At 68.9% G+C, this 14,515-nt stretch carries 14 protein-coding genes and 1 pseudogene; 4 read left to right on the top strand and 11 right to left on the bottom strand.

From position 1 onward, the window contains the following. Positions 1–38: 38 nt before the first annotated feature. Positions 39–350, bottom strand: a complete 312-nt coding sequence (locus ACW5EG_RS06020; RefSeq protein ID WP_457017841.1) for a YciI family protein — start codon at positions 348–350, stop codon at positions 39–41. Positions 351–694: 344 nt separating this feature from the next. On the opposite strand from ACW5EG_RS06020, the gene ACW5EG_RS06015 reads away from it, so the two are divergent. From ACW5EG_RS06015 to ACW5EG_RS06005, 3 genes and pseudogenes are all read left to right on the top strand, one after another. After that, positions 695–1,597 carry a segregation and condensation protein A gene (locus ACW5EG_RS06015; RefSeq protein ID WP_457017840.1) on the top strand — a complete coding sequence of 301 codons (903 nt, stop codon included), beginning with the start codon at positions 695–697 and terminating at the stop codon, positions 1,595–1,597. Between the two features lie 133 nt (positions 1,598–1,730). Next, positions 1,731–2,507, top strand: a pseudogene (gene scpB / locus ACW5EG_RS06010) (SMC-Scp complex subunit ScpB); the annotation flags it as partial. Positions 2,508–2,670: 163 nt separating this feature from the next. Beyond that, positions 2,671–4,164 carry a pseudouridine synthase gene (locus ACW5EG_RS06005; protein WP_457021070.1) on the top strand — a complete coding sequence of 498 codons (1,494 nt, stop codon included), beginning with the start codon at positions 2,671–2,673 and terminating at the stop codon, positions 4,162–4,164. Positions 4,165–4,544: 380 nt separating this feature from the next. Here ACW5EG_RS06005 and lolD read toward each other — a convergent pair whose 3' ends face one another. The 9 genes from lolD to ACW5EG_RS05960 form a co-directional block, all read right to left on the bottom strand. Next, complete coding sequence (lolD, locus tag ACW5EG_RS06000; protein ID WP_457021409.1) at positions 4,545–5,276, bottom strand: lipoprotein-releasing ABC transporter ATP-binding protein LolD; 732 nt, start codon at positions 5,274–5,276, stop codon at positions 4,545–4,547. Between the two features lie 40 nt (positions 5,277–5,316). Next, complete coding sequence (locus ACW5EG_RS05995) at positions 5,317–6,570, bottom strand: lipoprotein-releasing ABC transporter permease subunit (protein WP_457021069.1); 1,254 nt, start codon at positions 6,568–6,570, stop codon at positions 5,317–5,319. 108 nt (positions 6,571–6,678) lie between these two features. Further along, positions 6,679–7,164, bottom strand: a complete 486-nt coding sequence (locus ACW5EG_RS05990; RefSeq protein ID WP_457021068.1) for a hypothetical protein — start codon at positions 7,162–7,164, stop codon at positions 6,679–6,681. Beyond that, positions 7,112–7,372, bottom strand: coding sequence for an FAD assembly factor SdhE (locus ACW5EG_RS05985; protein WP_457017835.1), 261 nt, complete (start codon positions 7,370–7,372; stop codon positions 7,112–7,114). The genes ACW5EG_RS05990 and ACW5EG_RS05985 overlap by 53 nt, the downstream gene beginning before the upstream one ends. A 145-nt stretch (positions 7,373–7,517) precedes the next feature. Further along, a complete protein-coding gene (locus tag ACW5EG_RS05980; protein ID WP_457017833.1) occupies positions 7,518–8,303 on the bottom strand; it encodes a succinate dehydrogenase iron-sulfur subunit in 786 nt (261 codons plus the stop codon). 119 nt (positions 8,304–8,422) lie between these two features. Continuing rightward, positions 8,423–10,213: a succinate dehydrogenase flavoprotein subunit gene (gene sdhA / locus ACW5EG_RS05975; RefSeq protein ID WP_457017832.1), complete on the bottom strand. Its 1,791-nt coding sequence runs from the start codon at positions 10,211–10,213 to the stop codon at positions 8,423–8,425. A 7-nt stretch (positions 10,214–10,220) separates the two neighbouring features. Next, positions 10,221–10,631 (bottom strand): succinate dehydrogenase, hydrophobic membrane anchor protein, encoded by a 411-nt coding sequence (gene sdhD / locus ACW5EG_RS05970; RefSeq protein ID WP_457017831.1) that lies wholly within the window; start codon positions 10,629–10,631, stop codon positions 10,221–10,223. Then, complete coding sequence (sdhC, locus tag ACW5EG_RS05965; protein WP_457017830.1) at positions 10,628–11,023, bottom strand: succinate dehydrogenase, cytochrome b556 subunit; 396 nt, start codon at positions 11,021–11,023, stop codon at positions 10,628–10,630. The genes sdhD and sdhC overlap by 4 nt, the downstream gene beginning before the upstream one ends. Positions 11,024–11,102: 79 nt before the next feature. Beyond that, positions 11,103–11,321, bottom strand: coding sequence for a DUF1674 domain-containing protein (locus tag ACW5EG_RS05960; protein WP_457017829.1), 219 nt, complete (start codon positions 11,319–11,321; stop codon positions 11,103–11,105). Here ACW5EG_RS05960 and ygfZ point away from each other — a divergent pair. Next, the gene (gene ygfZ / locus ACW5EG_RS05955) at positions 11,320–12,186 is read left to right on the top strand and encodes a CAF17-like 4Fe-4S cluster assembly/insertion protein YgfZ (RefSeq protein WP_457021067.1); all 867 of its coding nucleotides are present in this window, start codon (positions 11,320–11,322) and stop codon (positions 12,184–12,186) included. The genes ACW5EG_RS05960 and ygfZ overlap by 2 nt on opposite strands. 10 nt (positions 12,187–12,196) lie before the next feature. Here ygfZ and ACW5EG_RS05950 read toward each other — a convergent pair whose 3' ends face one another. After that, positions 12,197–14,470, bottom strand: a complete 2,274-nt coding sequence (locus tag ACW5EG_RS05950) for a thiamine pyrophosphate-dependent enzyme (RefSeq protein WP_457021066.1) — start codon at positions 14,468–14,470, stop codon at positions 12,197–12,199. Positions 14,471–14,515: the final 45 nt, after the last annotated feature.

Raw genomic sequence — 14,515 nt, 5'->3', positions numbered from 1 at the left:
GAGGCGCGCATGGCACGCCGCAGCATCGCGCGCGGCGGCTACGTGGCCGGCTGCGGCAGTACCGGCCGGAACGGACGCACGTCCACCCGTACGTAGACGCCCGCCTCGACGTAGGGGTCGGCCTGCGCCCACGTGCGCGCGTCCTCGAGCGATTCGAACTCGGCGATCACGATGCTGCCGCTGAAGCCGGCCGGCCCCGGATCCTCCGCGTCGATCGCCGGGCACGGCCCGGCCAGCAGCAGCCGGCCCTCGTCGCGCAGCGCGGTCAGCCGCGCCAGGTGCCGCTCCCGCGCGGCCATGCGCCTGTCCAGCACCGCTTCGCCGTCATGTCCCTCGATCGCGTACCACATGTGCGTGCTCCAGCCTGACCGCCGCTGATTCTAGCCGCCATCATCGCTGGACAGCCCGCACGCCCTGCGCTTACCCTAGGCCCAAGGTTCCGCAGCCGAACGCCGCTCACGTCGCTCAAGGACGCATAGTCGCGACCCTTCGGCCAGACCCGACGCCCCCTTCGCAGTTTCCTGCCGGTTTCCGGCATGGCCTGCACGTGGCGCCCGGTCGCAAGACGCTTTGACCAGTGCTGGTGTTCGGACCCCTGCATGCCGGGTAGCCCGCCCGCACGTGCAGCACTTGGCCGTTCGCCGGCCTTGCACCACCCGCTACGCAAGACGGCCCGGAGGGGGCCGCACCCCGAATGAGCCAACCCGCCCAGGACAACGCCGCGCAGGCGCAAGCACATCCGCAGCAGCAGGAAATGCCGCTGGCGGTGGTGCACGGCCAGCCCGTGCTGCAGATCCCACAGGACCTGTACATCCCGCCCGATGCGCTGGAGGTGATCCTCGAGGCCTTCGAAGGCCCGCTCGACCTGCTGCTGTACCTGATCCGCCGCCAGAACGTGGACATCCTCGACATCCCGGTCGCGGAGATCACGCGCCAGTACGTCGACTACATCGGGGTGATGCAGGATCTGCGCTTCGAGCTGGCGGCCGAGTACCTGGTGATGGCCGCGATCCTGGCCGAGATCAAGTCACGGATGCTGCTGCCGCGGCCGCCCAGCGAGGAGATCGACGAGGGCGATCCGCGCGCGGACCTGGTGCGTCGGCTGCAGGAGTACGAGCGTTTCAAGCAGGCGGCGGAAGACCTGGACACCCTGCCGCGCATGGAGCGCGACACCGCACCCGCGACGGCCTTCGTGCCGGACCGGGCCGCGGTCAGGGCGCCGCCACCGGTGGAGCTGCGCGAGATGCTGCTGGCGCTGCACGATGTGCTCAAGCGCGCCGAGCTGCTCACCAGCCACGAGATCCGTCGCGACGCGCTGAGCGTGCGCCAGCGCATGGGCGAGCTGCTGGGCAAGCTGGAGGACGGCGCGTTCCACCGCTTCGAGGCGCTGTTCGACCCGAACGAGGGCCGCCCCGGCGTGGTGGTCACCTTCCTTTCGGTGCTGGAGCTGGCCAAGGAACAACTGCTGGACGTGGTGCAGGACGCCCCGCTGGCGCCGATCTACGTGAAGTCGCTCGCCGCCGGCCGCGCGGCCGACGAACCGCTGGAGTTCTCCAGCGAGTTCGACGATGAGCCGGCGGAGGGATCCGACGGCTGAGCAAGGGGCGGCCATGGCAGCTGCCCGCCGCTACGCCAACGACCCGGCCCCGGATCCGCACCATGACGCGTCGCCCGCAAGGGACGCCGCAGCAAGACCCACCCGACACACAACCACACACAACCGACAGCCGATGGATCAATCGCTCATCAACCGCATCGTCGAGGCCGCGCTGCTGGCATCCAGCCAGCCGCTGACGGTCGTCCAGCTTGCCGGGCTGTTCCCGCTCGACGAGCCGGCGCCGGACGGCAGCATCCAGTCCGCGCTCGAAGTGCTGCAGGCGCAATGCGCCGAGCGCGGCGTGGAACTGGTCGAGGTCGCCTCGGGCTGGCGCTACCAGGTCAAGGCCGACGTGCATGCATGGGTGGCCCGGCTGTGGACCGAGCGCCAGGTCAAGTACACCCGCGCCACGCTCGAAACGCTGGCGCTGATCGCCTACCGCCAGCCGATCACCCGCGGCGAGATCGAGCAGGTGCGCGGCGTGGCGACCAACAGCAACATCATCAAGGCGCTGGAGGAGCGCGAGTGGATCCGCGTGGTCGGCCATCGCGACATGCCGGGCCGGCCGGAGCTGCTGGGCACCACCAGGGCCTTCCTCGATTACTTCGGCCTCAAGCGCCTGGATGCGCTGCCGCCGCTGTCCGAACTCAAGGATTTCGGCGAGCTGGAACCGCAGTTCGAGTTCGGGGGCGAGCGCGCCGTGGGCGGGATCGCCGCGGACGGCGGTACTGAGGTCGACGGCGACATCGCGGCCAACGATTCGGATGTCGCGCAGGACGAGGCGGGCGATGAGGCCGCCGATAGACAGGCAGGCCACGAAGCCGGAAGCGAGTCCGGCGACCCGGCGGATGCGGATGAAGATGAAGGTTCCAGCGTGATTGCCGGCACCACCACCGCCGACCACATCGACACGGTCGACGACGAGCTGACGGATACCGCACCCGGCGAGACCGGGGACGACACCCTCGAATACGAACACGACACAGACACCCCCCACCACCCCGACGGCAACGATGCCGCGGCCGAACAGCAGGACGCCCTCGCCGACGACGGCGACAGCACCCGGAGCAGACATGAGTGAGCAACACCCCACCGGCAGCCGCAAGCTGTCGCTCAAGCGCGGCGAAGAGAAGACCGCCGAAATCACATCCCGGCTCGAAGAGCGCCTGCACAAGGTACTGGCCCAGGCCGGCCTTGGTTCGCGCCGCGCACTCGAGCAGCGCATCGCCGATGGCCTGGTCAAGGTCAACGGCGAGGTCGCGCAGACCGGCATGTCGGTCAAGGGCGGCGACCGCATCGATATCGACGGTCGCCAGTTCGTCGCCAGCGCGCTGAGCGAACCGGCGCGCGTGCTGATGTACAACAAGCCCGAAGGCGAAGTCACCACGCGCGAGGACCCCGAAGGCCGCCCGACGATCTTCGAATCCCTGCCTGCGCTCAAGGGCGCACGCTGGATCGCGATCGGCCGCCTCGACATCAACACCACCGGCCTGCTGCTGCTGACCACCGATGGCGAACTCGCCAACGCGATGATGCATCCGTCCTACGAGATGGAGCGCGAATACGTCTGCCGCGTGCGTGCGCCCGAAGGCGAGGAGACGGTGTCGGACAAGATAGTCGACCGCCTCGCGCGCGGCGTGGCGCTGGAAGACGGCCCGGCCAAGTTCGACGAGATCAAGCGCATCGGCGGGACCGATTCGAACGAGTGGTTCCAGGTGCTGCTCAAGGAAGGCCGCAACCGCGAGGTGCGCCGCCTGTGGGAGTCGCAGGGCTGCCAGGTCAGCCGCCTCAAGCGCATCCGCTACGGCAAGGTCGCACTGCCACAGACGCTGCTGCGCGGGCAATCGCTGGAATTGGCCGACGCGCCGGTCGAGGCGCTGCGCAAGGAGCTCAAGCTCGAAGAAGGTCCACCGCCGGCGCTGACCCTGCTGCCGGTGATCGGCCAGCGCAAGGCCGCCAAGTCGACCGTGCACGTGGGCGACGACCGTCGTCCGCAGGGCTACGTCAACGGACACAACACCGCCGACGAAGGGCGTGAACTGCGCCGCTTCGACCACGTGCGCGAGGATCGTCGCGGCCGTGGCGGCCACAAGCCGCATGGCGGCCTGACCGTCAGCGGCGAACAGGCGGCCAAGCAGTCGCAGAAGCCGTTCAAGCCGCGCACCCAGAAAGGCGGCCCCAAGCCGCTGCCGGACGGCAACCCGGCGGCGTTTCGCAGCTGGTATGTGCCTGACGGCGTCGACACCGGCCCGGCCGGCCATCGCAACGCCGATGGCCGCGGTCCCGGCAAGCCGGGCGGGCCTGGGAAGAAGCGCGGCCCGGGCGGCGGACAGGGCCGTGCCAAGGCCGCGCATCCCTACGGACATCCGGGTGGCGCGCCGAGCTTTCCCTCCGACCACGCCTCGCCGGGCCACAACCCCAACGCGGCACGTCCGCGGGGTCCGCGCCCGGCCGGTCCGCGTCCCGGCGGCAACGCCCGGCCGAAGGGCCCGCGTCCCGCAGGTGGCGGCGGCCCTGGCAACCGCAGCGGCGGCGGCAACCGCGGTCCGCGCGGTGGCAATCGCTGAAACGACGGCCCGCGCCGACTGCGCGCGGGCGTCAGGACGGCTCTCCCGCGCGATGAGCGGGATGCGAGGGGCATCGCCGCTCGAAGGCCGGCCCGGTCGAAGGTCAGAGCCCGCCCTCCGCAGCTGTCACACGCAGCTGTCATCCCGAGCGTAGCGAGGGATCTGATCCGGCCGGGCGACTTTGGCCCGCGGAGAGATTCCTCACTTCGTTCGGAATGACATCTTCGTCCGGAATGACATCCCGGGGACCAGACGAGGGAGCGTGCCGCTCAGGGAAGTAGACGTTCGCAGCCGGCGCACGCGACTGTCGTCCCGAACGCAACGCGGGATCTGCCCTGGCGCGCCGGACGCCAGCCGGCCAAGGCAATGTTGGCGGTGCGTCAGACCTCGTCGCGTGCGACTTCCCGCAGCCTGCCTTCATGCAGCTCGACCACCCGGTCGAGCTTGCGCGCAAGGCGGCGGTCGTGGGTGACCAGCGCCAGGCTCGTGCGCTGGGCGCGGTTGAGTTCCAGCATCAGTTCGAACACGGTCGCGGCGGTGCGCTCGTCCAGGTTGCCCGTCGGCTCGTCGCCGAGCACGCAGGCCGGGCGGTTGACCAGGGCCCGCGCCACCGCCGCGCGCTGGCGTTCGCCGCCGGACAGTTCGCCGGGCTTGTGTTCGAGCCGGTGGCCAAGACCAACCGCTTCAAGCAGCTCGCGTGCACGCGCCGAGGCCACGTTCGCGGCGGTGCCGCCCAGCAGCACCGGCATCATCACGTTCTCCAGCGCGGTGAATTCCGGCAGCAGGTGGTGGAACTGGTAGACGAAGCCCAGCGCCCGGTTGCGCAGCTGGCCGCGCGCCGCGTCCGACAGCGCGCTCATCTTCTGCCCGGACACGTACACCTCGCCGGTGGTCGGCGTGTCGAGTCCGCCCAGCAGGTGCAGCAGGGTGCTCTTGCCGGCGCCCGAGGCGCCGAGGATCGCGACCGTCTCGCCAGCGTCGACATGGAAGTCCAGCCCGTCGAACACCGGCGTGTGCATCGTGCCCTCGGCGTAGGTCTTGCCGAGCTGCTCGGCGCGGATCACGGTCGGATCGTCGGGCGTCCGCTCCGTGTCGACCGGATCCAGGACCATGCGCTCGCCATCGATTCCGGCGACGACCGGGATCTTGCGGTCACTCATAGCGCAGCGCCTCCGCCGGCGCCGTGCGCGCCGCACGCCAGGCCGGATAGATCGTGGCAAGGAAGGCCATCAGCAGGGCGACGGCCGCGATCATGACCACGTCGCCCGCCTGCAGGTCGATGGGCAGGCCGGTCACGTAGTACACGTCCTCGGGCATCAGCACCACGTCGAAGGCGCGCTCGATCGCGCGCAGGATGTGCTCGAGGTTGAAGGTCAGCACCAGCCCGCCGATCACACCGGCCACCGTGCCGATCAGGCCGATCAACGTGCCCTGCACCACGAAGACCTGCATCACTCCGCCGGGCGTCAGCCCCAGCGTGCGCAGGATGGCGATGTCGGCGAGCTTGTCGGTCACCAGCATCACCTGCGAGCTGAGCAGGGAGAACGCGCCCATCAGGATGATCAGCGACAGCAGGATGCCGATCATGGTCTTCTCCAGCTTCAGCGCGCGGAACATGTTGGCGTTTTCCATGCTCCAGTCGCTGACCCGGTAGTAGCTGTGGTTTTCGGTCGCGAGCGCCTGGGCCAGGTCGGCCGCGACATTCCAGGCCTGGTCCATGTCGTGCAGCTTCAGGCGCACGCCGGTGACGCCGTCGCCCATGCGCATCAGCCGCTGGGCATCCTGGATGTTGACCACCGCCAGGCGGCGGTCGAAGTCCTGGTAGCCGGCCTCGAAGATGCCGCTGACGGTGAAGCGCTTGAGCTGCGGCACCGCGCCCATTGGCGTGACCTGGAAGTCGGTGGTGACCACGACCTTGTCACCGACGCGCGCGCCCAACCATTGCGCCAGCTCCTTGCCCAGCACGATGTTGAATTCGCCCGGCGCCAGGTCCGACAGCGCGCCCTGCACCATCCATTTGGCCAAGTCGGACACCTGCGCCTCGTCCTGCGGCGAAACGCCGCGGATCGCGGCGGGCTCCTGGCGCGCGCCGCGCAGCAGCGCCTGCGCATCGATGTAGGGCGCCGCGCCGGAGATGCGCGCGTCGCGCTTTGCAATCTCGATCGCATGCGGCCATCCGCTCATGGACTCGCCATCGGCGCTGACGGTGGCGTGCGCGACCATGCCGAGCATGCGGTCCTTGATCTCGCGCTGGAATCCGCTCATCACCGCCAGCGTGGTGATCAGCACCATCACGCCGATCGCGATGCCGAGGATCGAGGCCAGGGAGATGAAGGAAATGAAGCCGTTGCGGCGCTTGGCGCGCAGGTAGCGCAGGCCGATGGCGACGGGGACCGGTTTGAACATGCGACGCGGTCAGCGTGCGCACGCGCGGCAAACGCCGCGGGGCCGGGCATAGCGGGACAGTCGCGGCATGGGCGGCATCGAAGCGGTGGCTCGTCGCGGAACGGACCGCTATGGTGCCATCGAAGCCCCGCGGCTGGCATCCTGCGCGGTCGGAGCGGCCAGTCGCAGTTCACGTCGCTGCGGCGCCGGCAACGTGTCCGGCCACCAGGCACGATGCTGCCTGCGCCCCCGCGCATCGCACCAGCTGGCGAAGGCCAGCGGGCCGCGCCAATGCAGCTGGAAGCCCACGGCCGGTTCGCCGTCCACCAGCGGCGCGGCGCCTGCGCGGAACACGAACGCATGGGGGCTGCGGCGATGCTCACGCCAGAGCAGCCAGGCGCCGTAGACCCAGGCCAACACCGCCGCAGGCCAGGCCAGCCGCGCGGACAGGTCCGAGGCCAGCAGCGCACAGCCAGCGGACGCGCCAAGCAGCATGATCGCGCCGGTCAGCCAGCGCGACGGCCACCAGTCGATCCTGGCGGCGCCGCTGCAAGCGGTGCGATCACGCGGGAGGGAGCGCGCGGATGCGGCGGACGAGCACGTCGAGTTCGGCATCGCTGGCGGCCTCATGGCCCATGAACCAGTGCCAGAGCCTATCGTCCTCGCAGTCCAGCAGGCGTAGGAAAACGCCCCGCTGGGCTTCGGAAGCCGCCGCCCATTCGCGGTCCAGCCAGCGCTCGAACAACTGGTCGAGTTCGCGCATGCCGCGACGGCAGCGCCAGCGGACGCGTTTGAACTCGGGATCTGGCGCAGCGTGATTCATTGGAGGATCGATCCCCTGGGCAGCGCGTGGGCATCGCCTGACCGGCACGCCAGGCGGCACAGAGACGCATGCTTCCTTTGTAGGAGCGGCTTCAGCCGCGACCACGGCGTCCACACCATCGCCGCGGCCGCACCGCCAGCAGTCCTCAGCCGTGTCGCGCCAGCATCAGCTGCTTGATCGAACCGATCGCCTGTGCCGGGTTCAGGCCCTTGGGGCAGGTCCGGGTGCAGTTCATGATGGTGTGGCAGCGGTAGAGCTTGAACGGATCCTCGAGGTCGTCCAGGCGCGCGCCGGTGTCCTCGTCGCGGCTGTCGACGATCCAGCGGTAGGCCTGCAGCAGCACGGCCGGGCCAAGGTAGCGCTCGCCGTTCCACCAGTAGCTCGGGCAGGCGGTGCTGCAGCAGGCACAGAGGATGCACTCGTACAGGCCGTCGAGCTTGTCGCGGTCGGCCGGCGACTGCAGGCGCTCGCGGTCCGGCGGCGGCGCGCTCTGGGTGCGCAGCCAGGGCTGGATCGATGCGTACTGCGCATAGAAGTGGGTCATGTCAGGCACCAGGTCCTTGACCACGCTCATGTGCGGCAGCGGATAGATCGGCACTTCCGACTTGGCACAGTCGCCAATCGCGCGCGTGCAGGCGAGGGTGTTGGTGCCGTCGATGTTCATCGCGCACGAACCGCAGATACCCTCGCGGCAGGAGCGACGGAACGCCAGGGTCGGGTCGACCTCGTTCTTGATCTTGATCAGCGCGTCCAGGACCATCGGCCCGCACTTGTCGAGGTCGACCTCGTAGCTGTCGGTGCGCGGGTTCTGGCCGTCGTCCGGGTTCCAGCGGTACACCTTGAAGGTGCGCACGCGGGTTGCACCGGCAGGCGCCTTGAAGTGGCGGCCCTTGCCGATCTTCGAGTTCTTCGGGAGGGTGAATTCGGCCATCTGATCAGTTCCGGAAATCGGGAGTCGCGGATCGGCAATCGTGGTTGCGGTGCGTGGTCCCCGTCACGATCACAGGCAGGCGCCTGTGATCTTTCCGGTTACCACTCCGGACCCGATCCTCAATACACACGTGCCACGGGCGGCACCACCTCGACTTCGTCGTCGAGGGTGTACATGTGTACGGGGCGGTAGTCGATGCGGGTGTTGCCCGCCTCGTCCATCCAGCACAGCGTGTGCTTGTGCCAGCTCGTGTCGTCGCGGTCCGGGAAGTCCTCGCGCGCATGCGCGCCGCGCGACTCCTTGCGGTTCTCGGCCGAGACGATGGTCACCAGTGCCTGGCCCAGCAGGTTCTGCAGCTCCAGGGTCTCGATCAGGTCGGAGTTCCAGACCAGCGAACGGTCGCTCACGCGCACGTCGGCGAAGGAGTCTCGGATCTCGCGCACCTGCTGCACGCCCTCGGCAAGCGTTTCCTGGGTGCGGAACACCGCCGCGTGGCCCTGCATCGAACGCTGCATGTTGTCGCGGATCACGGCGGTGGGCGTGTCGCCGCTGGCGTTGCGCAGGCGGTCGAGGTTGCCGATCGCCTTGTCGGTGGCGTCGCTGGCCAGGCGCTTGTGCGGCTGGCCCGGCTTGATGGTCTCGGCGCAGCGGTTGGCCACCGCGCGGCCGAACACCACCAGGTCGAGCAGCGAGTTCGACCCAAGCCGGTTGGCGCCGTGCACCGACACGCAGGCGGCCTCGCCGATGGAGTACAGGCCCGGCACGATCGCATCGGGATCGCCGTTCTTCAGCTGCACCACTTCGCCGTGGTAGTTGGTCGGCACGCCGCCCATGTTGTAGTGCACGGTCGGGATCACCGGGATCGGCTGCTTCTCTACGTCCACGCCGGCGAAGATCTTCGCGCTCTCGGCGATGCCGGGCAGCTTCTTGTGGATGTCAGCGGGGTCGAGGTGGGTCAGGTCGAGGAAGATGTGGTCCTTGTGCTCGCCGACGCCGCGACCCTCGCGGATTTCCATGGTCATCGAGCGGCTGACCACGTCGCGCGAGGCCAGGTCCTTGGCGTTGGGCGCGTAGCGCTCCATGAAGCGCTCGCCGTTGGCGTTGCGCAGGATGCCGCCTTCGCCGCGCACGCCCTCGGTGATCAGGCAGCCGGCGCCGTAGATGCCGGTGGGATGGAACTGCACGAACTCCATGTCCTGCAGGCCCAGGCCGGCGCGCAGCGCCATGCCACCACCGTCGCCGGTGCAGGTGTGCGCGGACGTCGCGGAGAAGTACGCGCGACCGTAACCACCCGTTGCCAGCACCGTGCCGTGCGCTCGGAACAGGTGCAGCGTGCCCTCGGCCATGTCCATGGCCAGCACGCCCTTGCAGGCGCCCTCCTCGTCCATGATCAGGTCGAGCGCGAAGTATTCGACGAAGAATTCCGCCTGGTGCGCCAGCGACTGCTGGTAGAGCGTATGCAGGATCGCGTGGCCGGTGCGGTCGGCCGCGGCGCAGGTGCGCTGCGCGGTGCCCTTGCCGTAGTGCGTGGTCATGCCGCCGAAGGGGCGCTGGTAGATCTTGCCCTCCTCGGTGCGCGAGAACGGCACGCCCTGGTGCTCGAGCTCGATGATCGCGGGGATGGCCTCGCGGCACATGTACTGGATGGCGTCCTGGTCGCCCAGCCAGTCCGAACCCTTGATGGTGTCGTAGAAATGGAAGCGCCAGTCGTCCTCGCCCATGTTGCCCAGCGCAGCGGAGATGCCGCCCTGCGCCGCCACGGTGTGCGAGCGGGTCGGGAAGACCTTGGTGATGCAGGCGGTCTTCAGGCCCTTGTGCGCGAGCCCGAAGGTCGCGCGCAGGCCGGCGCCGCCGGCGCCGACGACGATCATGTCGTACTGGTGTTCGGTAATGGGATAGGCGGACGTCATCGCAGGCTCACGAGGCAAAGGCGATGCGGGCGATCGCATACAGCGACGCGATGGCGCCCAGCCCGCAAAGGAAGTTGTTGAGGAAATGCGCGGTGATCTCGATCGAGCGCGTATGCACGTAGTCCTCGATCACGATCTGCAGGCCAAGCTTGGCGTGCCAGAACATGCTGACCAGGAACACCGCGAAGATGATGGTGTTCCAGGGCCGCGCGATGATGCCGCGGGCTGTTTCCAGGTCCGCGCCCACCAGGGTGACCAGCGTCCAGACAAACCAGATCGCCAGCGGCGCGAGGACGATCGCGGTGACCCGCTGCGTCCAGAAGTGATCGGTGCCGGACTTGCCCGCGCCAAGCCCACGTGCGCGCTTGAGCGGCGTGCGGAACTGCTCCGCGCGCGAAGTTTCTCCACCACCGCTCATGACGTTCCCCTCATGCCAAAGAACCAGATCAGCCCGGTGAGCACGGCCCCAACCGCGAACACCGCATAGCCCGAGGCGTAGACCTTCGGGATCTCGAAGCCCCAGCCCGCATCCCACAACAGGTGGCGGATGCCGTTGAGCAGGTGGTAGACCAGCGCGAGCGTGAAGCCGAACAGGAAGGCCAGACCCAGCGGCGAGGACCACTGGCGCGACGCGAACTCGTAGGCATCGCCACCGATGGCGATGGACATCAGCCACCACACCAGAGAAATGCCGCCCAGCGCCAGCGCGATGCCGGTGATGCGATGCAGGATCGACATCAGCGAGGTGATCTGGAAACGGTAGGTCTGCCCGAGCATGAAGGGCGACGTGGGGCGTTTGCGGTATGCCATCGCTGGCTGGTCTCCTCGCTGGCGGCGTGGCCGCGTGGCTGGATCGGGGTGACCGACCCGGCGTCGGCCCCGCAGGTAATCAGAAATCGATGCAGCGGCCGTTCTTTTCCCAGTCTCCGTACCGGGTGGGGTCGAGGCCATCGCGGCCGTTGACTTCGGATGTCCCGGGCGAAGCCGGCACCGTGGTCGGGGACGTCTCGGCAACGGGAGGTTGCGTCGCTGCCGAAGACCCGTCGGTGTCTGGTTCGCCTAAGATGTCCTGACCGTTCACGAATGAAAGTTTAGTCGCGCGCCCCATGTCCGACAAGCCAAACAACAACACTGGCACATTTTTCGCCATTCCAGGCTGGAGCGTGGTCAGCCTCCAGGGCGTGGATGCGCGCCGTTTCGCGCAGGCGCAATTCATGGGCGACGTCGACGCGCTGGCCGACGGGCACTGGCAGTGGAACGGTTGGCTGACGCCCAAGGGCCGCGTGATTGCCCTGTTCGCGCTGCTCCGGCAGGACGCGGACAACCTGCACCTGCTGCTGGCAGATTCCGACCCGGCGGCGTTCGTGGCGGCGCTGTCGCGCTTCGTGTTCCGCAGCAAGCTGCGGATCGCGCACGAGGCGGACCTGCAGGTGAGCGGGCGCTTCGAAGCGCCGAACCTGGCCCGCGACGCCTCGTTTGCCGGCACGACCGACCCGCTGGCGCTGCAGCTGGACCTGGGCGGAGCCGGCGGCGCGCGCACCCTGGCGGTGGGCACCGCGCAGGCGCCCGAAGACACCGCGGCCGCCGCACGCTGGCGCGCCCTCGACCTCGCACACGGCCTGCCGCGGCTGGAGCCGGATCAGGTCGAACAGTGGACACCGCAACAGCTGTCGCTGGATCGCCTGCGCGCCTACAGCGTCAAAAAGGGCTGCTACCCCGGCCAGGAAATCGTGGCGCGCACACACTTCCTCGGCCAGGCCAAGCGCGGGCTGGTGCGGCTGGGTGCCGCGGCCGGCATCCCCGCTGGCGATGTCTTCACCGTCGATGCCCCGGACCGCGCTGCCGGCCGGATTGCCAGCAGCGCAGGTGCCGAGGCACTGGCCGTGCTGCCGGTGGACGCCGGCGACGGCGCATACCTGGTGGGCGGCATGGAGTGCCGGCGGCTGCCGCTGCTGGATGGACTGGCGCGCTGAGCGATCTGCGCTAGCCCGCCAGCGCGCCGGCAGCAGCCACGATCTCCGTCTCGGACGGAATCACCAGGAACGCCGCCCCGGCCAGCGGGGTGAACGTGTCGGCCCCCACCACGCGCCGCAGTGGCTTCGCGCCCAGGCCCGCCTCCACGATCGCGGTGATGATGCCCTCGCCCACGCCGGCGCTGCGCCGGCCCTCGTCGACGACCAGGATACGGGCGCAATCACGCGCATGGCGAGCGATGGCGGCTTCGTTGAGCGGCAGCAGCCAGCGCAGGTCGACCACGCGCACCTTCCAGCCGTGTGCCGCTTCGATGGCGCGAGCGGCACGCAGGCTCATCGGCACGCCGTTGCCGAAGGTGAAAACGACCAGGTCGTCAGCTTCGGCGCCGTATACGCGCTCCTCGCCGAGCGGCATGGCCTGGTGCGGCGGCGGATACGCGGTCAGCCAGCCGCCGTCGCCGGCCGCGTGCAGATCCTTGGTCATGTACAGGGCGATCGGCTCCAGGAAGGCGCAGACGCGTCCGTCCACCTTCGCCAGCGCCATCAGCGTGCGCAGCATGGTGGCCGCGTCATCGCCGCGGCTCGGACAGCCGATCACGAGCCCGGGGATGTCGCGCAGCGCGGTGATCGAGTTGTCGTTGTGGAAGTGCCCGCCAAATCCGCGCTGGTAGCCCAGCGAGGCGATGCGCATGACCATCGGGTTTCGGTACTGGCCGTTGCTGAAGAACTGCAGGCTGGCCGCCTCGCCGCGGATCTGGTCGCAGGCATTGTGGAAATAGGCCAGGTACTGGATCTCGGGCAGCGGCAACATGCCCATGTTGGCAAAGCCCTGTGCCAGGCCAAGGATGATGGTTTCGTCGAGCAGGGTGTTGAACACGCGGCGCGGGCCGAACGCCTTCTGCAGGCCCCTGGTGACCGTGTACACGCCGCCCTTCTGCGCCACGTCCTCGCCGAACAGCAGCGCTTCGGGGTATTTGGCGAACAGGTCGTGCAGCGCTGCGTTGATCTGCACCGCCAGGTGCTTGGGACCCTGCCTTTCGGGAAGCTTCGCCTCGCCACCAAACGCCTTCGCGCGGGCCTCGCCGCCGGCAATACGCGCGGCTTCGGCCTGCACCGCGTCTGGCGTGTGCGGCGCAAGCGGCGCCATCACGTCCTCCAGCGTCGACAGGCGCGGACGACGGTCGGCATCTTCGGCGGCGGCGAAACACTTCACGCGCGTGGACTCATACAGCGCGAGCACCTCGTCCTTCGACATCAGCCCTGATTCGAGCGCGATCGCAGCGGAACGCAGCAGCGGGTCGCTCGCCTCCACCGCGCACAGCTCCTCGATGCTGCGCCACTCGATCTCGAAGTCGGTGCCGGCGTGGCCCATGATCCGGGTGGTGCGCAGATGCAGGAAGGTGGGTCGCCGCGTGCGCCGGCAGTGTTCGACGGCGCGCTGCACGTCGCCGTAGCCATTGGCCAGGTCGAGGCCGTCGGCGTGGAAATAGTCGAGGTCGGGTCGATGGCGGAAGTTGCGCGCCACCCAGCCGTCCGGCGTCCTGACCGAGATGCCGATGCCATTGTCCTCGCAGACGAACAGCACCGGCGCCGGCAGTTTCTGGTAGGCCGTCCAGGCCGCCGCGTTGAACGCCGTCTGTGCGGTGGCGTGGTTGCTCGAGGCATCGCCGAAGGAGCAGATCGCGATGCTGTCGTCGGGAATCGGTAGCGCATGTCCGATGCGACGCGCCTGCTCGATCGCCACCGCAGTGCCGAAGGCCTTGGGCAGGTGCGATGCGATGGTGGACGTCTGCGGCAGCACCCACAGCGGCCTGCTGCCCCAGACCTTGTGGCGGCCGCCGCTGGCGGGGTCGTCCTTCGAGGCTGCGAACGACAGCGCCGAATCCATCACCGGATCCATGCCCGGCAGCTTGCGGAAGCGCTCGGCCATGAAGGCGCCGCTGCGGTAGTGCAGGAACGCCGGATCGGTATGGCGCGTGAGCCGCGCGACCATCGCGTTGCCTTCGTGGCCGCTGGAACCGATGGTGTAGAAGACCTTGTCCTGCACGCGCAGCACGCGCGCCATCAGGTCGAGATGGCGGCTGGTCAGCTGCGATTCGAACAGCTCGCGGAAGCCGCGCGCATCCAGGGCGCTACCGTCGAGGACAGCCTCGCCGTCGGCCGGCTTCGCGTCGACGTGGCCGTCCCAGCCGCGCACGAACTCCTGGAAGTTGAGGTCGCAGATCTCGGCGCGGTTGAGGCCCTTCATGCGCGACGGGATGGGATTGGGAACAGTGGCGAACATGCGAAAACTCATTCCATCGCGGGCAGGCCCGCCGTCATTGCAGCG

The organism is Luteimonas sp. A611, from assembly GCF_054072715.1.
Note: the sequence above shows the minus strand (reverse complement) of the source record. Positions and strands in the feature narration are given on the sequence as shown.